This is a genomic window from Nostoc sp. (assembly GCF_036917355.1).
Taxonomy (GTDB): domain Bacteria; phylum Cyanobacteriota; class Cyanobacteriia; order Cyanobacteriales; family Nostocaceae; genus Nostoc.
This window is the reverse complement of record NZ_JBALDP010000015.1, coordinates 79,149-103,607: the sequence shown is the minus strand read 5'-3', so window position 1 is coordinate 103,607 and position 24,459 is coordinate 79,149. Positions and strand designations below refer to the sequence as shown.

Genomic DNA, 24,459 nt, shown 5'->3' with positions numbered 1-24,459 from the left:
AGGAAACATCGGCATGATAACTAATATTAATGCTTAACCTTTGTTTCCTGCTCTAAAAACAGATTGCCAATATCAAATAAAAGCTGCATAGTACCTCGGTAGCCAACCTTGGTGAACTGACCACTATCTAAACGGTCAAAAATGGGAATTCCTTGACGATAGAGAGGAATTTTTAAGCGTTGAGCGATCGCCACTCCATGAGAGTTGGTAATTAGTAAATCAGACCCAACTGCCAGTTGCTCAAAGTCTTCCAAATCGCCGATAGTAACGCTCTTGATCGGCAGTTTTTCTAACAGAGGAAAGCGTGTTGTTGTCACTGCTGCGTGAATCTCAACTCCTAGCGATCGCAAAAAAGAAACTGTTGACCAAAGCAAATCTGGTTCCAGCGCTAAAGACACTCGCTTGCAACCAAAGTAAAAGTGATTTTCCAACATCACATATTGTAACTGACGGCGTTCACGGCGGTATTTATCCGGTACGCTAACACCACTGATATCCGCCAAAGCTTGTAGAAATTTATCTACTGCTGTTAGTCCCGTCAATTCACCAAATACCTCATAGGGTATATTGAATCTCTGCTCCAAAATTTGCGCTGCGCCCCGCATACTATCACCCAGTGCCAAAGTGAATACAGAACTACCAATTGAGCGCAACTGTGCTGCATTTGTGCCATTAGCTGTAATGGCACTACAAGAATCTTCTATATGACCATCTAGTGAGCCAGAAAGGTCAGGTACAAGAATAGGTACAAGTCCAAAAGAGGTGACAATCTCTTTGATTTCTTGGACATCCCCTGGTGTGAAGGCAGAACTCGCCAAAATAGTGATTTGTGTGGGACAAGGGTCTTGCTTGGAGCCTTTTTGGGGAATTTCCCTAACTATACTCTCAACTGCACCAGCAAAGCCATCCTGTAATGTACCTTTGAAATCCGGTGTAGAGACAAGCACAATTGGTAAATAATCCAGTTCTGGATGACGGTGGCGAATCTCCTTGACAAAGCGTCCCATATCATCACCTCTGGTTTCCACCAGTCCAGTGCTACAAAGACCGATAATTTCTGGTTTGGATCTCTGCACCAAAGTCAAGATTGCTTGTTCAACTCTTTCCTCGCCCCCCAAAATAGTTGCAACTTCTGTCATCGCCGTACTGGAAAGGGGAATCGCCTGACGGAAATGTTGTACTAATACCGCCTTAGTCAAAGCAGTGCAGCCTTGAGAACCGTGTAATAAAGGCATGATTCCCTTCAATCCTAAAAAGGCTAAAACTGCACCCACAGTTTGGCTTTGCTTCAGGGGATTAACTGCAACTGATGTACTCGTAACGCTAATAATCGCCATCAAATTTCCTCCTGTTGAGAATTTCCTGCTGACTCTACTCCTACTTCCCACGGGGCTAGCTGGCATACTTGTTCCCATACAGGATTGTAAAAAGCAGCATACAATTCTCGTGCTACCCCTAAAATTCCTATATAGCCTGCATAAGCATGGTTGCGTTCTTGATTAATATCTAGAAATGGAATCTTAGCTGTAAGAGAAGTGTCTTGATAGCGTTTATCAGCAATTAACATATCAGCTTGATTTGCGTTAATTATCTGTAAAATTTCTTCAGGACTATTTTGTTCTAGAATTATGCCATCTTGCCCCAGCAAACTTTTGACTCTAATTCGATCCTCATCAGTATTATTCTTAGTCAGAATAACAATAACTTCCATCCTCAATTTCTTAGCAGCAAAGATAATCAACCAACTTTTGAAACTTCCAATAGAAAGGATAATGCGCTTACCTTGTAATCGGGTAATATACAGAGCAAGTTTTTCATCTATTGCAGCAGTTTCTTCTACAATTAACTTTTCTGTACGTTCCTGCAAATCAGAGTTACCCAACTTGGTAGCAATATTCCTTAAACATTGGTTGATTGACTCAATACCATAGATAGACTCTTCAATATAGGGAATACCATATTTTTTCTCCATGCTTTTTGCCATGTTAATTAGTGCTTTAGAGGAGAGCAGCACGTTAAGTTTGGCACGATGGGCATAGCAAACTTCTTTATAGATAGCATCACCTGTAATTTTTGCCAAAACTCTGATACCTAATTTCTCCAATAACGGTAGAACATTCCATATTGCACCTGCGATATTATGTTCACCAATTAAGTTGATGTCATAAGGTGTACTAGCCTCTGGTTCGGCTGTTCCAATAACGTGTTCTAGCAACGCTTCACCAGCAACACGGTTGCCCAAATTTTGGTTCCCAATAAATCCAGGGCAATGTACAGGGATAGTAGGTATTCCTGTTTTTTCGGTAGCATCTTTGCAAACTCCCTCGATATCATCTCCAATCAGGGCTGTAATGCAAGTCGAGTAAACAAATACCGCCGTCGGTTTGTAGCGTCTTGCTAATTCTAAAATGCCTTTGTACAGTTTTTTGGCTCCACCGAAGATGATATCGTTCTCATCGATGTCGCTGGTAAAACGTATTTTGTACAGCATTGAACCAGAAGAGAGACTGCTGTAACTTCCCCAAATACTGGCAGCACAGCCACTTGGCCCGTGAACTACATGAGCAGCATCGGTGATTGGTACTAAGGTAATCATCGCACTATCAAAAGCACAACTCCCTTGAGTAGTTCCAGGTTGTGGTAATTGTGTGGAGGACTTTTTTTTATGCAGTTTCTGCTGTTGACGAGTATCTTCGGAATTTGACTCACTGAATGAATCGTTGATTTTTTCTGGGGTAGGATTCATTTGTTTGGTGACAATAGGTAGAAGTTATTAGATATTAAGTGAATTCCAAAAGGCTTTGATATGATTTTCATCGATTAACCGTGTATCTAAAGCATGGAATAAAAGGGAATGAGAAAAATAGTTTCCCATCCCCTAAAACATAAACACCAACTACGTTAGAGAAGGAGAAAACAAAAACACGAAATAGACTATTAAAGTATTAATTTTGCCGTGTACACCTTGGTAGATTAGTGTTAACACAGTGATTCAAATGCAGAGAGTTAAGATTGGCTATTCCACTACCTCCATTTTAAAGGATTGGTCAGAGAGTGGGCCAAAATAGCCCACCTAATATTTACTCTGTATTTAGCACCGGGGTCTGAATAAGAACCTTACTTTTTCTCGCTACCAGAAACTATTTCTACATTGCCTTTTTTCAGTGCTTCTAGTACTTCACCTTCAGCATCTTCTTGCTTCTTAGCAGCATCTGCTTGGCTAATTAGTTTCGCAGCATTTTCTTCACTTTCAAGAATACCGAATTCAATCAACAAATCTTCTAACTCATCCATTTCGATGGGTGTGGGAACGGCGAGATTTGTATTATTGATAATCTTGTCTGCTAGTGTGCGATATTCATTAGCTTGGTTGCTATCGGGTGCGTACTCGTTTACAGTCATCCGACGCAATTCGGCGTGTTGCACGATATTGTCACGGGGGACGAAGTGAATCATCTGAGTACTTAATCTCGCTGCAAGGGTACTAATCAGTTCATCTTCTCGGTCAGTTTTCCGGCTGTTACAAATCAGTCCACCCAAACGTACACCACCAGTGTGAGCATATTTGAGAACCCCACGAGCAATGTTGTTAGCTGCAAACATCGCCATCATTTCACCGGAGGTAACGATGTAGATTTCTTGGGCTTTACCTTCACGAATTGGCATCGCGAAACCACCACACACAACGTCGCCCAATACGTCGTAAGATACGAAATCTACATCTGAATAAGCGCCGTTTTCTTCAAGGAAGTTAATGGCGGTGATGATACCCCGACCGGCGCAACCTACACCAGGTTCTGGCCCGCCTGATTCTACGCATCTGATATTGCGGAAACCCGTGATTACCACCTCTTCAAGTTCAATATCTTCCACAGCGCCCCGTTCAGCAGCTAAATGCAGCACGGTAGTTTGAGCTTTACAGTGTAAAATCAAACGAGTGGAGTCAGCTTTCGGGTCACATCCGACAATCAAGATGCGTTTACCCACTTCTGCCATCGCAGCAAGGGTGTTTTGGGAAGTGGTAGATTTACCAATACCACCTTTACCGTAAAAAGCAATCTGTCTAATTCTTTCGTCGGACATGATAATTTATCCTGCAATTGTTTGTTTGTTGGGTGTGTCGGTTTATGAGGCGTTGGCACAAAGTGCCTACCGGAGGTACTCGCTCTGTAAAATTACAGCAGTGATCTTATGTAGAACGTCATTGGAGGTGCTCGTTCTACAGCAGAAAGAGTCCGAATAAAGAACATACTCAAGTTTTGGTCAGTTTTCGTTGACTTAGAGTCATTACTCAAGGAATATTGCAAGTATTACCATCCGCTCACTTAAATGATTTCTCTAGCGGTAGCAATACCAATGGGAAAAAAGAAACCCACAAATAGACCATTTGTAGAGACGCGATTCATCGCGTCTACAGATTCCAAGCCGGAAACTCAAATTGAAATCCGAATTCCGAATTGAGCATCATCAGTTGTTGTAATTAGAAAGAAGGTTGCTCATACCTCAAGAGTGGTTGCAGCAGGAATTTCAATCTACGCCAAGTATTCCTTTAAGCACACAACCAACCATTGCAATCCACTCTAAACAGTCGCTACAACTTCCCCAATTTTGCTGATATCGTAACCGCCGAGAATTTCAAATTGTGAGTGAACCATTCGATGTCCCAAAGTACTGAGCAACTGCTGTACAGGTGCAACTTCTAGATATTCCTTGAGAATCACCAAATCATATCGTGACTGATGTAAAGGGATAAATCCCAGCCCAAAGGCGGTAGCTATAGATGCCGTGCTAATAGCTGCATCGGCAACTCCTCCTACTACAGCTTGGGCAACATCTTGGTGGCTTTTGAATATATTATCAAACCCCTGAACAGCATCGAATGGTATCTGCTCTTTTTGGAGTGTTTGTTCCAAAAGCATCCGACTACCAGAACCGATTTCGCGGTTAACAATAGTCGCTCCCCCTGCCACTAAGTCGCTAACTGTTCTAATTCCCATTGGGTTCCCAGACTTCAACAAAAGTCCCTCCTCCCAGACACCAAGGGTAATCAGAACTGCTTCCCTTCCAGCCAGAACATCTCGAACAAAGGGAGTATTATACTCACCAGTTTCAGGATCGTACAGATGCATCCCCGCGATGTGCGCCTCACCTCTGCATAAACTGTGCAATGCAGCCATGCTATTGGCGAAGTTATATTGGACTCGCAGTTGAGGATGCCAGCGTTCGGTGGCTCTTGCCCATAGTGAAATCACAGGGGCACAACCAGCAATCACAACGGTGTTGTGGAGTGTTTCGAGATTATCGTCTAAAAGACGGACTCGAACTTTATTTGTACCTGTGCAAGTCTCACCCTCACCGTCAGCCGGAATCATATCTTGGCGAAAAGCATCCTTACCAATCAAGGGATAAGCTATCCATTGTCCTCCTACACGAGCCATGCTAACTCGCAATTGCTGACCATTAGGAACGGGTTTGGCAAGGACTGCTTCAATTTCAGGTAAATCCCGCTCTAACCAGAATAGATCCTCAACTTGACAGCCAAGCGCTTTGGCCAAGCGAAGTGTTATGGCTACTGAGGGAGCATATAGTCCCGACTCTACACCACTAATTGTCTGACGAGTCACATTAGCGATGTTAGCCAAATCTTGTTGGCTCATGCCTAAGCGAGTTCTAATCGACTTCAAGTTATTACGGAGGTCACTATCCTGCTTCATTGGCTTTGTCTCTTAGTTTCAAAAAGCCGTAGCGGATTTAAATATTGCATCTGCCAAGGCGAAAGTCTGGTCTTTGAGTTTATATCATTTCTCTTTGAAGACTTTTTGTGCTTTCGCTGTCTTGATTCCCCATATAAAAAGACTATCACAGAAATAGCCAATTTGCTTGCGAAGCGCAAATTATTTTTGCGGGTGGTTGTTTTTTACCTGCTATTTTGGCTCAAAAGCGCCAAATTCCGATAAACAGAGCATTTATTTTGCAGTAAATTTTTACCAACTAAATTGGTGGATAGTAGCGTCTAATACAGTTTTAGAGATTAGTTTCAGCTTTGATGCTTGATAGGCGAGTAATACCAACAGTAGAAAACATACCAAACAATTTCGCTTTTTGGGGTAAATTTGCCCTGACGAAAAATTACCTATTTGACTAAAGTGAATATGCACATAGCATCAGCAAATAATTGCTGTTTTAAGTTTTTGCACAATCAATTAGGTATTTACCAAAGTATGCAACAGATGGCAACAAAGCAATGGAGAGAGTAATGATTACCGAAGAAGATTTAGCCCAGCAATTTAACGTAATTATTGAACACACTCACCCACGTGTATGGAAACTGTTAAGCCAATGTTATGTGAAGATAATCACTCCTCATCCTCACTTAACAAGAGTGAATATAAAAATATGCATCCGCCATACAAAATACATTGCTATTTATTGCCCTGACAGACTAATGAGTGCTGTAGTAGAACAAAAAAACCTACTCAAAGAAGTAGCAGAATACTTAGGGCTAGTTGAAGTTGTTTGCTTGAATGCCAATAACTTAATGCGCGATCCCCTCTCAAACCTCAAGCAAGTTTATCCCCAGTTGTGGTTAGAATTACTGTGGATTATCACTCAAAAACAATAATCTAGTAAACCTGATTTTTCTGCAATATTCAATCTGCAAAAAATCAAAAGTACCAATCTTCACCGCAGCTTCGTTACTTTTGAAGCTTGCTAAAAACTTATGAATCAACCATGCCTACATCCAGATGATTTGCCTTCACCTCAAACAATTAAGCTGAGTGAAATACTATTTCGACAGCTTGAAGAAGCAACTAAAAAAAGCTTTTTCCTAGCCTGCGATCGCATGACACGGATTTTGTTATCGAGTTGTCATTGGTATTTCCAAATCAATAGTGGCGTTTTGACGTTGATCCTAATTTGTAATAACATGGAAAGTTATCGCAATATCATGAAAACTGTTCCCCAATTTGCCGATCGCTTAAAACAGTTTGCCAATAGAGCTAAAATTACTGTCAGTTCTCCAATTGACAAAGGTATACCGTGGGTACTCAGCATCGATAATATCTTACCTGAAGGGGACTTACCCAGTACCTGATAGATAAACCAAAAAAATCGCGATCGCCCTTCCGCAGAAATATTGGCGATCGCGCCGAAATCCCAAACCACGGCAAGGTATTTAAGTGTTTTATATATGCTTATTTACCTGATTGGAAGGATAGGGAAAGGAACTTACGAGCGTTTGTGAAAATACTTGTGGGGAATGGGGTTGCGGGTAAAGGTATGGAGTTTTCCCTTACCCTTTAACCTTTTCCCTTTCCCCAACATCTTGGCATTTGTTACTTTTGCAAGATGTCTATTCATTGGTATCTAATCCTTGCAGTTCCGGTTGGGAGATGTTGGGGAAATATTTGGGGTAAAACTGAGGTAATGTAAAAGGGTCAAGATGTTTACAAAGCAGCCGTGTTAAACAAAAATTATGTCGTCCGATCGAAGTAGATTTTATCCCAAGACGACAATGGTCTTCTAAATAAGCATTAGCTTCTATAATTGCTATTTGACACACGGGTGTAGATCCGTTTAACGGATTTTGCGCTCCTTTATACCCTATATTGTCAAGTTAGGCGCTTATATCTCGCATATAGATAACTTTTACCCTCACGACTGGAGAGCAAAATCTTGGGCATAGAATTACGCAGTTTCGTATTTCTCGACAACCTGCAACCTCAACATGCAGCATATATGGGAACAGTAGCCCAAGGCTTCTTACCATTACCAGGAGATACATCACTGTGGATTGAAATCTCTCCTGGTATCGAAATTAATAAGATTACGGATATAGCCCTGAAATCTGCCTCTGTTCGTCCGGGAGTACAGGTAGTTGAACGACTATACGGACTATTGGAAGTTCATTCTAGCTCCCAAGGCGAAACCAGAGCTGCTGGTCAAGCAATTTTGGCGTTCCTGGGAGTCAAAAGAGAGGAATGTCTGAAACCGCGTGTTATTTCTAGTCAGATTATCCGCAACATCGATGCTTATCAAACACAACTGATTAATCGCACGCGCCGAGGACAGCTACTACTAGCAGGTCAAACGCTGTATGTATTAGAAGTGGAGCCTGCTGCTTACGCCGCACTAGCTGCCAATGAAGCGGAAAAAGCAGCGAGGATTAACATTCTAGAAGTTCAAGCTGTAGGTAGTTTTGGACGGCTTTACTTAGGTGGACAAGAACAGGATATTCTAGCAGGAGCAGCGGGAGCATTAACAGCTATTGAAAGTGTCGCTGGTCGGGTAAATTCTCTGGGTGGGCGTCAGGAGTAAAGGAGAGAAAATGGCAAATCGAGAGCATCTAACTTTACTCAAAGCAGGTGCGGTTAAATGGATTGAGTGGAGAAAGAAAAATCCCCAGATTGAACCAGACCTGAGCGCCGCGAATTTGCAAGGCGATAACCTCAGAGGCGCAAACCTCCAGGGGGTAAACTTGAGAAGAGTCAATTTGGATAACGCTTTACTTGTGCGAGCAAACCTCAGTGGTGCTGACCTCAGTAGTGCCAACCTCTACAAAGCCTTCCTGAATGAAGCTAACCTGAGTGCGGCTAACTTCAGTGTTGCTAACTTGAGTGGCGCTATACTTACGCAGGCAGATTTGAGTTATGCCAATTTAATTGGAGCTGACTTGAGTCAGGTGGATCTTAGAGGTGCTGCGATCGCATACGCTAATCTAATTGGCACTGACTTAAAAGGTGCTAACTTAAGAGATGCCGATTTAGGTGCAGCAAAGTTGATGCGGGCTAACCTCTCTTTTGCCAACCTCATTGAAGCTAACTTGATTGCGGCTGACCTCAGCGAGGCGAGTTTGTACGAAGCAGAAGTTTTAGGGGCTTATCTTTACAAAGCTGACCTATACAAAGCTAATCTGACCAAGGCTCACCTAAGTGGTGCATACTTATTGCGGGCTAACCTAAGTGAAGCTGATTTGAGTCAAGCTGACTTGAGTTGGACTAACCTGAGAGACGCGAATTTGGCAGGGGCAAATCTCAGAGGAACTAACCTTAGAGGAGCCGACATTCGGGGAGCTAACCTCAGTGGTGTAAATCTTCAAGAAACAATTATGCCTAACCCTTCAACAAAATATTAGTTTACAAGAACAAGGAATTGACGTTTAGATTCATTTTTTGGGGTATCTCTTCCCACAAAAAGTATATAAAATTTATGTAAAGCTTAGTTTTTAGGCTTAATTAAGTAACAGCAAATTCAGTATACTGCCTGACATCGACTGGTTGGAAGGCGAGAACAATTTGATTTTTAGGAATACCAGCGTTAACAAGTTCGTTTGCTATACCGTATTCTATACCGTCTCTTTGAATCCAGATTTTATCGTTGATAATGTCAATATGGACTAAACAACCATGCACCCGTTGATTATTTTCCCAGCCTAGTGTTAGTAGTAGGTAATGATTGGCGGTTTGGTCTATAATTAGCTGTCTTTCTAGTTCTCCGTAAGCGTAGGGGAGTTGGGCGTATTCGTTTAATATTTTTTGAATGATTTGGCGATAATTATCTAAGGTATCCATTGCAGTATCACCTCTCGTTTTGAGTCGAAGACAAGTAAACAAAGGCGTTAATTTTCTAATAAAATTTTACCAATTAGAAAATAAATATAAATAATTTATTCAATTCATTTAGCTTTACAAGCTTACTTCCTTCCATTCTTTAATCAAAACTGTCTTAACTCCAGCAGATGAAACTATAAATAAAAAATTATTTTTAAAATCAATTTTATCTTTGAGAGGTAAAATATAATCTTCGTTGCTACAATCTACTATGTTAACAGATCCATTAATATCAACTATAACAGCAGGAAATAAATTTTCTTTCTCTCTCAAATAAAGCATTCTTTCATGTATCCATATCCAATCTATGTTTTTATAGTCAGAAAAATTACTAGAAATTTGATTGTCGTGGGTAACTGGAATAATAAGCCTATCGAGCAAATACATTAATTTAGTATGATAAAGATTCAAATGTTTATTGGTGGGAATATTCTCAATTAAGGTAAATATTTTCTCTAGTTTGATTTGATTAATATTCTTTTCTAGATAATTATTGGATAAATCATTCATTATATCCTTAACTTCTTCATCTGGTAAATACAAATCTTTTGAAAAACAAGCTTTTGCTATATTTTTAAGTAAATAAGTAGAGGTGTTGCAAACATTTTCTTCTAAATCTTTTTTTTGTTCATCAGAAAGTATACAAGTAAGATAAGAATCTAATAGAGGATGACATTGTAAACCTAACTGAAGACAAATACTATGTATTTTATTTTTTTCACTCAAGAAATGAGTATACATCCAATCTACAAAAGATTGAATGCTTGATAAAGCATCTTCAAAATTTTCTTTTGTCGTAACCTTAATTGCTGGAGGAGGAACAGTAAGACTATTTGACTCTCCATATCTTATTGCCACTTCTAATAAAGTTGCTTGAATATCTAACATATACCAAGTTATAGAAGCAGGTAGCTGTTTAAGCCTTCCATCTTCATTATGAATAGCTGTATTATATAGTGTTAATAATGTACCTAAAGACACACCAAGATGAAACAACACTTTACAAGTAAAGCCTCTACTGTCTAATTTATTAACTCCCGAAATGCTATCTAAAATTGGTATTCCAATAAATGGATCTTCACAGCTAATTATTCTATTAGAAATTTTAGATAAAATATATTTTTTTACTCCAGGATGAGAAATAAATTCTCTAGCAAAATCACCTAAACTTCCCCAAAGTTCGATGCTTAATGGTAGGGAACGATGACGCATTGTTAGTAATACAGAATTAATTTCGTAAGGTTTTGCTCTTTCGGTATCCCAAGAAGATAATCCCTCTATATCAACTCTATAATACTGCTTCAAGTATGTAATACCTTTTTCCCAAATCTGATCACTGGATAAATAAGCAGAGGCAAGTTCTACTGAATTTTCAATCAAATACTCACCTATGGGACTTTGTGAAACATTAATCATTCCTCTATTTTGTGCAAATGGGAGAAAAACATAGGGATTTATGAAACCTACAGTCAGATGAAATTTAGTAGCACCACCAACATTTTCCCATCCATCCCAGCAATCATGCCAAACAAGTACAAAACCATGTGAATTATTTCTATCACCCTCTCTAGCAATGAGGCTGGCTGCATAAAAAACAGCAGATTCTGCATCTGCTAAAATATCTGCATTGCTTTCCTGATACAGAATAATTTGAAAAGTTGATATAGCGTTTGGGGGAAAAGTTATGTTCCCTGTTGAAGTCCATGCAGAAGGTATATGAATTTTTAGTTTTAAATCTTGTTCATCCAATTCTATTTTCAAGCAAAGAATTTGCTTCGATTCCCAGGTGATTAAACCTGAAATGGAATGATTTAGAAGATCGGGATATTCAGTGGATATAATACAAAAATTAACCTCAAAATTTGATAAGAATGGTAACATATTTTTTACTTCTGACTCATAAGCAATTATTTCCGTGATTGTTTCTCTTGCTGCTTGACTACTCCTTTTTATTTCGATAATTATTAATTTACGTTGTTCTTCATTGAATAGAATTAAGTCTGGAAATAACCTTTGGGATCTATCAAGGGAAATACTTTTAGAAGCAGTTGTTATGATACGAATATTTTCCAAGAATTGTAGTACATTTCTAGCAGAAGTTATTGCTTTTTTCGTAGATAAATAATCAATCAAAAATGATGGTAAAGAATCCGGATCATAATAAGATTGATAGCGGTATTCTAATGAATTTATATCCTCATCCTCTATAAGCTCTAAAAATTTATTTTCTTGAATCGCGTTTTCTATAATTTTCTGAATTTCACTTTCTTTCATAAATTTATCATCTAATCATTTTAAACAGTAGATATACAAGTTTTAGCAAAAATAAGGGATAAGCAAAAGGCCTATCCCCAAAAAATCAGCTAATCAATCTGTCGAGTTCTGGAAGTTAAAGAATTGATGTACTCAACTTTGAACTTCAGTCAGGATGAAATCCGAAAAAATTAAACAGATGCAAAACCAGTAAACTGCCGGACATAAGGCGATCTAAAACCTAAAACAATATCTGTTGTCGGCACACCTAATTCTACTAATTGATTAGCTATTCCTTCTTCAGTAAAATCTCGCTGAATCCAAATTTTTTTATCCTTGATACTAATATGAATTGGGCATCCATATACTCTTTCTTCATCATTCCATCCCACATATAATAATAAATAGCGATCGCGTTCTGTATCAAATACAATTTCGGTGTTTTCTAAATCTTCCTGGGGTTGCTCATTTGCATATTTATAGATGATTTTTTTCACTAATTCCTGATAATCTAATTCTTCCATAATACTATCTCCTGTTTCTGAACATGAAAAACAAATAATTTGATTTCATACCGTTCTAATACACTTTGAATAAAAGAATCTAGAAAAAACTCTTGGTAGATATCTTGAGATATTGCTAAATATAATACTCGTTCAGAGTCCTTTTGTTCTAATGCTACCCTGTAGTTTAAAAATTGACCTATAGCTGTATGAAACTCTGAGATTGCTGACACCCCAATAAAACTTTTTACCTCTACTGCTATTTTTTGCTCATCTTTTTCAGCCGAAATTAACTTTTGCGCTCCTAAGTCTATTTTAATTCTAATTTGTTCAGAGAGTTTAAAAAACAAGGGATCATGTGTAATTTTCCAGCCATCTTTTTCTAAGGCTACTTTTACAGTATTATGAAAAATATCTTTTGCTGACATACAAACTTACAATAACACCCTCTATCCCAATACGGTTCAGTTAAGGGCTACTGGCAAAAATTTTGGGTTTTCGAGACGCGATAAATCGCCGTCTCTACAAGTGTTTTGGTCTTATCTGAACTGTATTTATCCTATTATATTCTCTCTCTGTGCCTCTGCATCTCTGCGAGAGAAACACAAAAAAAAGGGATAAGCAAAACGCCTATCCCCAAAAAATCAATTAATCAATGTATCAAGTTCCCGAAGTCCAAGAATTGATGTACTCAATTTGATCTGCTGTCAAACTATCAATCGTAATACCAATAGCTTGCAACTTCAAACGAGCAATTTCTTGATCGACTTCAACAGGGATTGAGTGCAAACCAGGTTGCAACTTACCCTTATTCTTCACCAAGAATTCACAAGCCAAAGCTTGGTTGGCAAAACTCATATCCATTACCGCGCTGGGGTGTCCTTCAGCCGCAGCTAGGTTAATCAAGCGTCCTTGTCCGAGAACGACAACTGATTTACCATTTTTCAACTTGTACTCTTCGGTGAAAGGACGAACTTCTTTGATTTCCTTAGCTTGTGCAGCCAAGTATTTCAAATCAAGTTCCAAATCAAAGTGACCGGAGTTACAAACGATCGCACCGTCTTTCATGACATCGAAGTGTTCGCCGCGAACGACGTGCTTGTTACCAGTCACAGTGATAAATATATCACCTTGGGGTGCTGCTTCAGCCATTGGCAGAACGCGGAAGCCATCCATTACGGCTTCAATTGCCTTGATGGGGTCGATTTCGGTGACGATGACGTTAGCACCCATCCCACGGGCGCGGAGGGCTGTACCTTTACCACACCAGCCATAACCGACGACGACAATGTTTTTACCAGCCAACAAAATATTGGTGGCGCGGATAATGCCATCTAGGGTTGATTGCCCAGTACCATAGCGATTATCAAAGAAGTGCTTGGTGTCGGCGTCGTTGACGTTGACTGCGGGGAAGGTGAGAACGCCTTCTCTAAACATGGCGCGTAACCGCACAATACCAGTGGTGGTTTCTTCGGTGCTACCAATCAAATCAGCGATTTGGTGTTGGCGTTCTTGTACCAAAGTTGCAACCACATCGCTACCGTCATCAACAATAATGTTGGGGCGATGATCTAAAGCTATTTGAACGTGGCGGTTATAAGTTTCGTTATCTTCGCCTTTTTGAGCAAAGACAGGAATTTCATGATCGACGACGAGGCTAGCCGCTACGTCATCTTGCGTTGATAAAGGATTGCTAGCAATTAAAAGCGCATCTGCACCACCGGCTTTCAGAGCGATCGCCAAATGTGCTGTTTCTGTTGTAATGTGCGCACAAGCTACAAGGCGTAAACCAGCGAAGGGCTTTTCGATAGCAAAGCGATCGCGGATTTGCTTCAAAACTGGCATTTCGCGTCCAGCCCATTCAATGCGCTGTCTTCCCAAGGCAGCTAGGCCGAGGTCTTTAACCTCGTGCTTTAATCGGGGAGAAGTTGCGGTCATCAAAAGTTACCTCAAAAAATAAAAAAAGCTACGTAAAGTTTACGCACTCTACTAGGTTATTCTACTACTGGCGATTTTTGCTTGAAAGAAAGCAAATCACTAGTCAAGAGTCCTCAAAACTAGCTTGACGTTTGATTACCCTTATGTCAACTTCCTCCCCAGCTTCTTCCTTTTTGTTTTATGTTTGGTAAGAGTAATAATCTTTTTAGCCTTACCTGCTGATTTGCAGTACCTTGTCATCTCTCTAAAGATAGAAGACGAACAAAAAAATATGAAAATTTCATCATCTAAAGAGAAAACCTCAACTTTAGATAGGTACATCTACCCAAAGGAATTGCGGAGGATAGTTATCGAAGTAGTCACCAGTAGATTTAATTCAAGGAGGTGTTTGAGTGCGTTTTCAATTTTTGGCGATCGCCAGTTCAATGGCCATAGGCGTTGTATCTGTGCCAAAAGCCACAGCCCAGATTCCTTTGTTACCTCAACTGCAAGCTCCCAGCAGTATTAGTAATGATTCAGATAACAGAGTTGTTTCGGGCTGGATTTATTTAGATGGTCGTCGGTTATTTCAAATAGCGGCAACAAGAACCAACTTTCCTGAGCGTTCAGAAGATATTCAAAAGAAGTTGGAGAAAATTGGCCAAAATTACTTTCAATCACCAGCAAACACACCAGTCAAGGTAGATGTTCGCAAAATAAACGAATTACCAGTAATTTATGTCAACGGTCAATATCTGATGACCGTTACTTCTGAAGATGCGGGACTGCGACAGGTAGATGTATCAACATCGGCAAATCAAGTCAAAGAATCGTTAGAAGAAGACTTGCAACAAGCCAAGCAAGAAAGGCAAATTCAATCTTTAATCGACCAAGGTAAAATTGCTGGCGGTGTCGGACTAGCAATGATTATCATGAGTTGGGGGGTATATAGCTGGCAGCGGCGTTCCCAAAAGGATTTAGAAAACTCCATTGCCTCCCAACCCCAAAGGGAACTCTTCAACTACCCAAAACCAGCAGATCAAGCAATTACAACACAACTAAATCAACGACAACAGCAACATCTCCAAGAAGCCAAAAGACGATTGTTTCAGCTCAGTCAAGCCGGAATTTGGGGAGGCGGAACCTTCTTTATTTTGGGTTTATTTCCCTATACACGAGGTTTTCAAGTAGCAATTCTCACAGCTGCCCAATTTCCTTTGCGATTAGCTGTCGTATGCCTGGCAACCTATGTAGCAATTCGTTTGACCTACGCCCTGATTGACCGCTTCGCCTCCACTCTGATTAGCAGTGGTGCTTTCCTCACTCCAGAAAGTTCTGCACGGCTGCAACTGCGAGTTTCCACATTTTCTGGTGTCACTAAAAGTATCACTACTGCTATCTGGGTGGGAGTAGGTTTCTTGATCGCGCTAGTATCCTTGGGGATAGATATTGTTCCCTTACTAGCGGGTGCTAGTTTAGTTGGTGTTGCATTGTCTTTGGCATCGCAAAACTTAATTAAAGATGCGATTAACGGTTTTTTGATCATCTTAGAAGACCAGTATGCTTTAGGCGATGTGATTAATGTGGGAAACGTGGGAGGCTTAGTAGAAAATCTGAATCTGCGGATGACCCAACTGCGGGATTCTGAAGGACGCTTGATCACAATTCCCAATAGTGAAATTAAAGTTGTTGCCAATCTTTCTAGTCGTTGGTCGCGAGCCGATTTAACAATTCCCATCGCCTACCAAGCCAACACAGAAGAGGCTTTGAACTTGATTGCAACTATTGCCGATAAGATGAATCAAGAAATGCAATGGCAGAGTCAAATTTTGGAACCGCCGCAAGTTTTGGGAATAGATCAATTTGGCGATCGCGGTTTGATTATTCGTGTCTGGATTAAAACACAGCCCCTCAAACAATGGGATGTCGCACGGGAACTTCGCCGCCGCCTAAAAGTTGCCCTCGACGAAGCTGGAATTTCTATCTCTGTACCTCAACAAGCAATTTGGGTCAATGACGATCAATTGTTAAATTTTCCAAGCAATGGCAAAGATAATTAGAAATTTGGATTCATTACCGCATTTTTCAGTTGATTAGACCAAATTCTAACTCTCCCCTTATCAAGCTACGTTGTATACACAAATCCTAAAAACCTAGCTTGATAAAGCTTGACTCGTTCCCATGTTTTGCATGGGAACGGTTAATTATAAGCTTTGTCGGCTCTGCCTCTAATGATACATTTGAATACATTGAGTCATCAGCATAAATATATGCATTCCCATACGGAGTATAGGAAAAAGAAAATATCTAACATTAAGCCTTAATAAATCCTTATATTAATAAAAAGCTACTACGTTCCTAACCAGTCTGAAACTTTTCCTTTATTCCTTGATTTATGTTTGTCAATACCTTCATCAGACGGCCAGTGCTGACGACGGTCTGCACGTTCATCATCTTGCTGCTGGGAAGCATCTGTATACCGATTCTTCCCATTTCTCAGCTACCAGACCTTGCCCCAGTGCAAATTACTGTTAGCTCCAACAATATTGGTGCGGATGCTCAAACAACAGAAAATACTGTCACCAACATTATTGAGCGACAAATTAATGGTGTTAAAGATGTATCTTATATATCTTCTAATACGGGTAATGATGGTTCGAGCAATATAACTGTCTCTTTCCCGACTAATGTCAATAGCGATATTGCTCAAGTAAACGTTCAGAATAAAGAAGCACTGGCTTCACCTCAATTGCCAGATACTGTCCAACGAACAGGTGTGACTGTTGAAACAGCATCAAGCAGTTTGCTGCTTGTCTATGGGTTTTACTCAGAAAATAATGAGTATGACAACATTTTTATCAGTAACTATGTCGATCTGTATATTTTCGATCAGATCAAACGGCTCCCTGGTGTAGGAAGTGCCAGGGTTTTTGGGGAACGCAAATATGCCATGCGTCTCTGGCTCGATCCCAACAAGCTTGCCCAACATAAGCTAACTCCGCAAGATGTGACAGCTGCCCTGCAACAACAAAATATTCAGGTGGGTGCAGGGGCGATTGGTAAGGAACCAGCACCAGATAATCAAAGCTTTGAATTTGCTTTACGGGCAACCAGTCGATTTAAAGATGCGGCTGAATTTGAGGATATGGTGCTAAAGGTAAGTCCAGGTGGCACTAGTAGCAATACTAATAGCACCAGCAATAGCACCAGTAATAGCAGCATTTTAGTTAAAGTCAGAGATGTCGGTCGAGTTGAACTAGGAGCAGAGAACTATCTCGCTGATGCTAAATTCACCATCCCAGGAAATGCGCCCAAGGCAGCCGTGGGTTTGGGGATATATCAACTTCCCGGTAGTAATGCCCTCAAGGTTGCTCATGCTGTTGAAGAACAGATCAAAATATTAGAGAAAAATTTTCCACCTGGACTAAAAGCACAGTTGGCATTTGATACCACTCCGTTTGTAGAAATTTCTTTAGAAGAAGTTCTGCACACTCTGGTTGAGGCAATTGTCCTAGTGGTTTTGGTAATTTTTGTCTTTTTACAAGACTGGCGTACCACGATCATTCCGACTGTAGCGATCCCCGTTTCCTTGATTGGGACGTGTGCGGCTCTGTTGGTTTTAGGATTTCAAATTAATACACTAACCTTGTTTGGTTTCGTACTCGCGATCGGGATCGTTGTGGATGATGCCATTATTGTGGTGGAGGCAGTTGCAGTCAAACTAGAGGAGGGTATGAGGCCCTTTGAGGCGGCTGTCGAAGCCATGAAGGAGTTAACTGGGGCAATTATTGCCACTTCACTTGTACTCATGGCAGTATTCATTCCCGTTGCCTTTATTCCGGGTACTACTGGGATTGTCTACAAACAATTTGCCTTAACCGTTGCTTGCTCCATTGGCATCTCAACCTTCAATGCCTTAACCTTCTCTCCGAGTATGGCAGCCATCCTCATGCGCCCTGCTCAGACTCCACGGGGCCCTTTGGGGTGGTTTTTTACCCAGTTTAATCGGGGATTTAGCTGGTTCACGCGGCGATATGTCGGGTTTGTTAGCTACCTTACCCATGTCAAGCCGATTGTAATTGGGGTTTTTGTCACTGGTTTATTAGCAACAGTTTTGATGTACAGAGCAGTACCTACGGGATTTATTCCAGAGGAAGATCAGGGTTACTTCTTTGTCATTGTCCAGGGGCCTGATGGGGTTTCTTTGAAATATACCGAATCTGTGATGAACAAGGTAGTCAAAGAAGTCACATCGGCTCCCGAAGTTAGAGCTAGTTTTATGATCAGTGGCTTTGGTTTCGATGGTAATGCTTCCAATTTAGGTATTGCCTTTGCTAACCTGAAACCCTGGAAAGAGAGAACTGAAGAATCTCAATCTGTTTATGGCATACTTCAGAGACTGAACAAAAAGCTCTCTACAATTACAGAAGCCAGAGCGATCGCAGTGAATGCTCCTCCAGTGAGAGGATTAAGTACTACAGGTGGTTTTGAGTTTATCATTCAAGACAAAACCGGCAGTGCGCCGATTGAAACCCTAATTGAGACTGCTCAAAAATTGATTGGGGCGGCACGTAAAAGCCCTGTTCTCCAAGGAGTCTTCACTCAGTTCACCGCAGACACTCCCCAATTTGACATTCAGGTAAATCGCAACCAAGCCAAAGCTCTCAATGTCGAAATTAACGACATCTTTGGGGCGTTGCAAACTTATCTGGGGTCGCAATATGTAAATAACTTCGTGCAGGGACAGCGACAGTATCGGGTCTATGTTCAAGCAGACGGGGTATTCCGTTCTAATCCAGAGGATATTGGCAAGCTGTATGTTCGCTCTGCCAGTGGGGCAATGATTCCGTTGAGCAGTTTGGTGAAAATTACTCCCTTTGTGGGGCCGAAAACCATCGCCCATTACAACTTGTACAGGTCAATCAAAGTACAGGGCGCTCCGGCTCCCGGTGCTAGTTCTGGACAGGCGATTAAAGCAATGGAGCAACTAGCAGCAGAGAACTTACCTCAAGGTTTTGGTTATGAGTGGACAGGCACTTATCTCCAAGAGAAAACATCGGGGGGAGCTACGGGCTTGATTTTTGGTTTAGCGATTGTGATTGTCTTTCTGGTGCTGGCAGCTCAGTATGAAAGCTACATTGACCCAATTATTATTTTGCTGACAGTTCCCCTAGCAGTTTTGGGGGCAATGACAGCGATTTGGCTGCGTTCCAATATTTTCATGGCAGGTAGCCTCTTCCCGAAAGTGGTGGATGATATCTATTGCCAGGTAGGTTTGGTAACTTTGATTGGTCTAGCTGCCAAGAACGCGATTCTAGTCGTGGAATTTGCCAATCAACTGCATGAGCAGGGCATGAGCTACACGCGGGCGGCAGTGAAAGCGGGGCAAGAACGCTTGCGACCAATCTTAATGACATCCTTTGCAGCGTTGTTAGGATTTTTGCCCTTGGTAATTTCTCAAGGGGCTGGAGCCAGCAGCCGTTGGTCTTTAGGAACAGCCCTGTTTGGGGGGCTGATGCTTTCGACGTTCTTGAGTTTGTTCTTAGTGCCAATTTTGTATATTTTGGTTAAGAGCTTGGCTCAGGCTATATTACCTCGGAAGCGAGGAGGTTCAAATCCTCCAGATTCTCCAGGAGCTTCGGGAACTAGACATGAAGCTCTACCTGCTGGCTCAAATCTGCCAGAGACGCAATTTAGGTCTCAGGAGGATGGGATAATCTAAGTTTTGCTCTTAAGTCTCCTAGCAAAGTGCAGAGTAACTCTTTCAAAAGAGGCAGGGGGGCAGAGGAGCAGGGGGGTATATAGACAAGTCAAATTACCCCCCTTAATCCCCCCGATGCATTGGGGGGAGACCGGAAATCTAGTTCCCTTCCAAATACATAGGGGGAGGGCTAGGGTGGGGTAAAACTGAGGCGAAAAACCAGGTGAGTAAACTATTTCAGACTTGTGTATACACCGTAGAGCAGGGAACAGAGGGGACAAAACAAATAGAAAAGGGATTAACCCACCCGTTGCGCTAGCTTCCCGTAGAGTACGAGAACCACTTATAAGAAGTGGATGGACTCAGCCCCATGTTCCGCTGTGATTCACGGCAGCAAATAAGAGGTCTTTTTCCCCTGCCCCCTTGCCTCTCTGCTCCCTTGCCCCTCTGCCTCTTCTCAACTATGCAGCCTAAAGGCGTATCAGCTTATCTACAACATCCTCTAACTCTGATACCATTTTCTGTAATTTCCTGCTTGCTAAAAAAATTAGTCGAATAGAATTAAGTACTTAGATAAGGAAGAGTGAAATGGGACTTAGCGACGGACTTTTGAACCCGACCAAAAAAGCTATGGTCATAGAGGACTGTTGCAATATGATCGAAGGACAGCTTGCATCCAAGTCAGGCATGAGCGGCATCGCTTTGAAAACTGCATTCGCCGCGCTGAAAGGGGTTAAGCCAGGGTATATTCCCTATGTGGTTGAGCAGATTTTGCCGCAATGCTTTACAGCTCTCGATCCCATCTGGAGTCAAGGCGTAGAGAAAGGCAACCCAGTTGAATATCTGAGTGTGAATCGCTCTGATACAGCAGACGCGCTACTGGGTGTTACCGATGCGAGAGTCAAGAACTCAAACCGCCAAATAGTGCGAGGAACCTATGAAAAACTTCGCGGTTCGGCCAAAAAACACGTAGAAGAAGCAGTGCCAGATTTAGCCAAGGTAATCAATAATTACACTAAGGCTTGAGCCAGAAGAGAAGAATCACAATCAACCAACGTATGCCGCCGTTCGATGCGTCGGTGGCTGGCATACGGGGCAGATATTAAATTGGCGAAAGTGCTTAGAGGCAAGGCGTCTTGTCGCCAGATATCGCCTCAAAACTTTACCAACTCCAAATCAAGTTCCGCCTGTTGGATGGCTCCTTCTTTTTACTGTTCTCCAAGATTGACTAAGGCTTTTTGAGTAGTATAATATTGCACAGCTTCGTTAATGAATCGACTGCGATCGCTTATCCTTTTAGTACTCTTTATAGTATTTAAATTTGCGCCCAGAATAGAAAAGTCATAGTGCTGTAGCAAATCTTCTGGACGATCGTAAATTGCGATCGCTTGAGATGGTTTGTTCATGGCTAAAGCCACCGCAGCGCAAAGCGATCGCCTGAGATAATTCTAGAAGGTGCGTCGTTAATATAATCCTTCTGGTGGGGAAATATCAGATCCGACAGCTACACCAGTATTAGTAGATTTAATCCCTGGTTTAAGAGTAGGGGATTGTTGTTTTACCGATTGTAAAACAGAAGAAGAGTTATCTTGCTCAGTTGATATATTGGTATTTGCTTGTTGCTGGGACATCAAAGCTAATCCTCCCATTGCACCAGCAAGAAGAGCTGTATAACCTACATATAAATGCGTCGGACGAATTTCCAATCCCATTCCTTTTTTAGATTGGTACGAAAGAGGCTGAGTTACTGGTATAGCTGCTTGTACTGGTAAAGAAGCAGCTAAAGCAACACCATTAAGTCCTAAAGCATCTCCATAACGTCGTATAAATCCACGTACAAAAATGTCATCTGGTAATTCTTTCGAGTTACCGTTTTCTAATGCCTCTATCAGCTCGGTTCGGATATGAGTGGAAAGCTGGATGTGATCCAAAGAAAGCCCTTTGGACTGACGGTTTTTTTGGAGTTGTTGCCCGATTTGACGTAGGCACACCATGCGTTGTTGATCTGCTTGCAAGGCAAGTTCTGCTTGAGAAACTCTCTGATGATTCAGAAATTGTAGTGGTTTTTTCCACAGCGAATTTTCTCCTGCATTTTTAGAGGATTGCTCTGTTTGGGTGCAATGCTCCTGCTGTATCTCTGATGAAGAATTGACTGTTTCTATAGCTTGCTTCGTATCTGTAGCTGTTTCAACTTTTTGAGCTTGTTGGGCAAATTGTCGAAATGCTAAACCGATCGCTTCTCTACCTACGGCTTTTAATAAATCTTGGGCCCGATCTGTTTCTTCACCTATTAACTTCTGTACAATCGCTAAAGCACGTCGATAAACTTGGCTACGATGCAGTTGTACTTCTATTTCTCCTAAAAGCGATCGCAACTCATCTTGAGAAATTTCAATATTCGGATTGCCCAGAATTTGCAAATAGTGTATGGGAGTAGTAACCATTGTGAAAGCCTTTTATATTAACTCAATCAAAGAAAATTACAATCATATCTTCACTATTTTTCCTAACTTCACTTTCATTTTCCGGATGCTATTTGTATAATTTAAATTTTTTAATTCATCATTAACACTGGAACAAACCAATAATAAACGCAGTCGCGATTGGAAAAATGATACTCGCATCTCTGTGATAAGAAACCTTGAGTGCGTATCATTTGCAAATATTCGCCGAGTGGAGATGCCATCTACGCTTCTCTGGAGTTGAGCCAGGAAAATGATTGACTCGTCGCAGCACATAGCTTCCGTGAAATCGCTGAGGAGTTCCATTGTTGGTGACAGTAATAACAGTAACCGAAATATCAATGTAGACTGAGCCTGCCCCTGGATCTAGTCTAATTGAATGCGATCGCGGGAACTAAGTACTGTAACAATCATGTAGCGCCTTAAGACCGTATGGTATGCTCCTTTGTAAATAATTACTGTTAGCATTAGCCATGAACCCTGAAGCAGTTGAGCGCAGCTTTCTCACACCTCTAACTTTTATTCAACGTAATGCTAAAGTCTATAGTCAGAAAGTTTCTATTATATATAATCAAAAACGCTTCACTTACAGGGATTTTGCAGAGCGGATAAATTGTCTAGCCTCAGCACTGCATCATGCTGGACTTGAAAAAGGCGATCGCGTCGCTTTTTTTTGTTTCAATACTCCACCCATGCTGGAAGCCCATTCATTTTGCTGGGGCGACAGTAAGAGCGATCGTTAAATTTTTATCTATGCTCACAATATTATTTATCTTCCCATTTCTTATTTAATTCAAATAAACAAATATATAGCTTACTCCCCCTTTGGAGACGTTGTTCTTCAACCCATATTCCAAAAACTCTACAAACTCTTTTAACAATAATCTGAAAGTAGTCATATATAATATCTTCATCAATTAAATCGTTTTTAATACCAACTGCTATTTCTTCTAGAAAATTAAGAATAGTAACTATATCTTCTCCCAGCTCGAGGTCTTTATTTAGCTCTTCATTAATAATTGTTGATTGCTTATCTTCAGCTACTCCTTTGATTAGATTTCTAACTTTACGAAGTGATTTTCTAACCACGGCAAATTGAGGACTAGTCCAAGCCGAAATGTACATCATTGATTTATCTTGTTTTTTATATTTAGCATTCTCTCGAAAACTTTCACCCACATAAAAAGCGCTAGTAATACCTCCACTTACCCCAACTGTAGTAAGAATAAACTTAAGAATCTCTCTGTCAATATCAATATTTTTATTAAAAATAAATAAAACTGTAATCAATACTGAGAAAAATAGTGCTGCACTACCAACTGTTATGGAAACTATCAGATTAAATCCAAAAAACTCTCCAGGTTTCTTTTTTCGGTTTGCCATTATATTTTTTATTAAAATTTGACGTTAAAAACTATCTTAATTTTAATTAAATAAACCTGACTATCCAAGCTGGTTAGTCAATCAACCTTTTTCTTGGTTTTAGTCAGGTTCATAAATACTAAACTAATCTAGGTTTAAAACCCAGGATCGCCAGCAAATGTTAGCATTTTCTCCTCCTTTAAAAAACTACAACAGCACAAACTGAAGGTAAGCAATTTTTTTACCTTCTTTGTTTCGATAGATTTAGTTTGTAAATTTATTGTAACATATCTTAGCATTATTTTATGTCACACATACTACAGTTAACTAGCTCATATCATTATCCTCATCAACTTACAATTTAATAACATCAGCTAACAGTTAGATTTTGCACGACTTGAAAATTTTCATCAAAATTTAATACTTACCATACCTCATCGCAGCTACAGCGATCACATTCACCTTACCCAATTTCAAGCCAAATTCGATCAGGTAAGTAGACTTAACCACGAGAATATCAATAAAAAGATCCGTGGGTCTTAATCTAGCAATCGCGTGGGAGTAAGCTTCCCCGCTCTAAAGAGACGGGGCTTTCAGTAGCCCTGAGCTATTAGTGTGAGGTTTTAGGTGAAAAATTTTTCAAGATTCAG

General features: G+C 40.7%; 21 protein-coding genes. 8 read left to right on the top strand and 13 right to left on the bottom strand.

What is annotated here, in order from left to right; translation table 11 throughout:
- Window positions 1–26: 26 nt before the first annotated feature.
- The 4 genes from nifN to V7K53_RS04375 form a co-directional block, all read right to left on the bottom strand.
- Window positions 27–1,337 (bottom strand): nitrogenase iron-molybdenum cofactor biosynthesis protein NifN, encoded by a 1,311-nt coding sequence (nifN, locus tag V7K53_RS04390; protein WP_335196419.1) that lies wholly within the window; start codon window positions 1,335–1,337, stop codon window positions 27–29.
- The gene (gene nifE, locus V7K53_RS04385; RefSeq protein ID WP_335196418.1) at window positions 1,337–2,746 is read right to left on the bottom strand and encodes a nitrogenase iron-molybdenum cofactor biosynthesis protein NifE; all 1,410 of its coding nucleotides are present in this window, start codon (window positions 2,744–2,746) and stop codon (window positions 1,337–1,339) included. The genes nifN and nifE overlap by 1 nt, the downstream gene beginning before the upstream one ends.
- A 371-nt stretch (window positions 2,747–3,117) precedes the next feature.
- Window positions 3,118–4,083 carry a nitrogenase iron protein gene (gene nifH / locus V7K53_RS04380; protein WP_335196417.1) on the bottom strand — a complete coding sequence of 322 codons (966 nt, stop codon included), beginning with the start codon at window positions 4,081–4,083 and terminating at the stop codon, window positions 3,118–3,120.
- 497 nt (window positions 4,084–4,580) lie between these two features.
- The gene (locus tag V7K53_RS04375) at window positions 4,581–5,714 is read right to left on the bottom strand and encodes a substrate-binding domain-containing protein (protein WP_335196416.1); all 1,134 of its coding nucleotides are present in this window, start codon (window positions 5,712–5,714) and stop codon (window positions 4,581–4,583) included.
- A 542-nt stretch (window positions 5,715–6,256) separates the two neighbouring features.
- Between V7K53_RS04375 and V7K53_RS04370 the strand changes: the two genes are divergently transcribed.
- Both V7K53_RS04370 and V7K53_RS04365 read left to right on the top strand, forming a co-directional pair.
- Window positions 6,257–6,622: a hypothetical protein gene (locus V7K53_RS04370; RefSeq protein ID WP_335196415.1), complete on the top strand. Its 366-nt coding sequence runs from the start codon at window positions 6,257–6,259 to the stop codon at window positions 6,620–6,622.
- Between the two features lie 99 nt (window positions 6,623–6,721).
- Window positions 6,722–7,096 carry a hypothetical protein gene (locus V7K53_RS04365; protein ID WP_335196414.1) on the top strand — a complete coding sequence of 125 codons (375 nt, stop codon included), beginning with the start codon at window positions 6,722–6,724 and terminating at the stop codon, window positions 7,094–7,096.
- Between the two features lie 258 nt (window positions 7,097–7,354).
- Here V7K53_RS04365 and V7K53_RS04360 read toward each other — a convergent pair whose 3' ends face one another.
- A complete protein-coding gene (locus tag V7K53_RS04360) occupies window positions 7,355–7,564 on the bottom strand; it encodes a hypothetical protein (protein WP_335196413.1) in 210 nt (69 codons plus the stop codon).
- Between the two features lie 113 nt (window positions 7,565–7,677).
- Between V7K53_RS04360 and V7K53_RS04355 the strand changes: the two genes are divergently transcribed.
- Together V7K53_RS04355 and V7K53_RS04350 are read left to right on the top strand one after the other, a co-directional pair.
- The gene (locus tag V7K53_RS04355; RefSeq protein WP_069068805.1) at window positions 7,678–8,319 is read left to right on the top strand and encodes a hypothetical protein; all 642 of its coding nucleotides are present in this window, start codon (window positions 7,678–7,680) and stop codon (window positions 8,317–8,319) included.
- A 10-nt stretch (window positions 8,320–8,329) separates the two neighbouring features.
- A complete protein-coding gene (locus V7K53_RS04350) occupies window positions 8,330–9,136 on the top strand; it encodes a pentapeptide repeat-containing protein (protein WP_335196412.1) in 807 nt (268 codons plus the stop codon).
- Window positions 9,137–9,236: 100 nt separating this feature from the next.
- On the opposite strand, the gene V7K53_RS04345 is transcribed toward V7K53_RS04350, so the two are convergent.
- From V7K53_RS04345 to ahcY, 5 genes are all read right to left on the bottom strand, one after another.
- Window positions 9,237–9,572, bottom strand: coding sequence for a XisI protein (locus V7K53_RS04345; protein ID WP_335196411.1), 336 nt, complete (start codon window positions 9,570–9,572; stop codon window positions 9,237–9,239).
- A gap of 114 nt (window positions 9,573–9,686) precedes the next feature.
- Window positions 9,687–11,885, bottom strand: coding sequence for a hypothetical protein (locus V7K53_RS04340; RefSeq protein WP_335196410.1), 2,199 nt, complete (start codon window positions 11,883–11,885; stop codon window positions 9,687–9,689).
- A gap of 170 nt (window positions 11,886–12,055) precedes the next feature.
- Complete coding sequence (locus V7K53_RS04335) at window positions 12,056–12,388, bottom strand: XisI protein (RefSeq protein WP_335196409.1); 333 nt, start codon at window positions 12,386–12,388, stop codon at window positions 12,056–12,058.
- Complete coding sequence (locus V7K53_RS04330) at window positions 12,376–12,795, bottom strand: XisH family protein (RefSeq protein WP_335196408.1); 420 nt, start codon at window positions 12,793–12,795, stop codon at window positions 12,376–12,378. The genes V7K53_RS04335 and V7K53_RS04330 overlap by 13 nt, the downstream gene beginning before the upstream one ends.
- Before the next feature lie 232 nt (window positions 12,796–13,027).
- On the bottom strand, window positions 13,028–14,305 hold the full coding sequence (ahcY, locus tag V7K53_RS04325; RefSeq protein ID WP_335196407.1) for an adenosylhomocysteinase: 1,278 nt from the start codon (window positions 14,303–14,305) through the stop codon (window positions 13,028–13,030).
- 392 nt (window positions 14,306–14,697) lie between these two features.
- Between ahcY and V7K53_RS04320 the strand changes: the two genes are divergently transcribed.
- The 3 genes from V7K53_RS04320 to V7K53_RS04310 all read left to right on the top strand — a co-directional run bounded on the left by V7K53_RS04320 (window position 14,698) and on the right by V7K53_RS04310 (window position 21,011).
- Window positions 14,698–16,344, top strand: coding sequence for a mechanosensitive ion channel family protein (locus tag V7K53_RS04320; RefSeq protein WP_335196406.1), 1,647 nt, complete (start codon window positions 14,698–14,700; stop codon window positions 16,342–16,344).
- Window positions 16,345–16,679: 335 nt separating this feature from the next.
- Window positions 16,680–20,006, top strand: coding sequence for an efflux RND transporter permease subunit (locus V7K53_RS04315; protein WP_335196405.1), 3,327 nt, complete (start codon window positions 16,680–16,682; stop codon window positions 20,004–20,006).
- A gap of 567 nt (window positions 20,007–20,573) precedes the next feature.
- A complete protein-coding gene (locus V7K53_RS04310) occupies window positions 20,574–21,011 on the top strand; it encodes a DUF6918 family protein (RefSeq protein WP_335196404.1) in 438 nt (145 codons plus the stop codon).
- A gap of 182 nt (window positions 21,012–21,193) precedes the next feature.
- On the opposite strand, the gene V7K53_RS04305 is transcribed toward V7K53_RS04310, so the two are convergent.
- Together V7K53_RS04305 and V7K53_RS04300 are read right to left on the bottom strand one after the other, a co-directional pair.
- Complete coding sequence (locus tag V7K53_RS04305) at window positions 21,194–21,391, bottom strand: hypothetical protein (protein WP_335191700.1); 198 nt, start codon at window positions 21,389–21,391, stop codon at window positions 21,194–21,196.
- 57 nt (window positions 21,392–21,448) lie between these two features.
- The gene (locus V7K53_RS04300; protein WP_335191698.1) at window positions 21,449–22,429 is read right to left on the bottom strand and encodes a helix-turn-helix domain-containing protein; all 981 of its coding nucleotides are present in this window, start codon (window positions 22,427–22,429) and stop codon (window positions 21,449–21,451) included.
- A gap of 491 nt (window positions 22,430–22,920) precedes the next feature.
- Between V7K53_RS04300 and V7K53_RS04295 the strand changes: the two genes are divergently transcribed.
- A complete protein-coding gene (locus V7K53_RS04295) occupies window positions 22,921–23,190 on the top strand; it encodes an AMP-binding protein (protein WP_335191696.1) in 270 nt (89 codons plus the stop codon).
- Between the two features lie 22 nt (window positions 23,191–23,212).
- Here V7K53_RS04295 and V7K53_RS04290 read toward each other — a convergent pair whose 3' ends face one another.
- The gene (locus V7K53_RS04290; protein WP_335196403.1) at window positions 23,213–23,830 is read right to left on the bottom strand and encodes a DUF4760 domain-containing protein; all 618 of its coding nucleotides are present in this window, start codon (window positions 23,828–23,830) and stop codon (window positions 23,213–23,215) included.
- Between the last annotated feature and the right edge of the window lie 629 nt (window positions 23,831–24,459).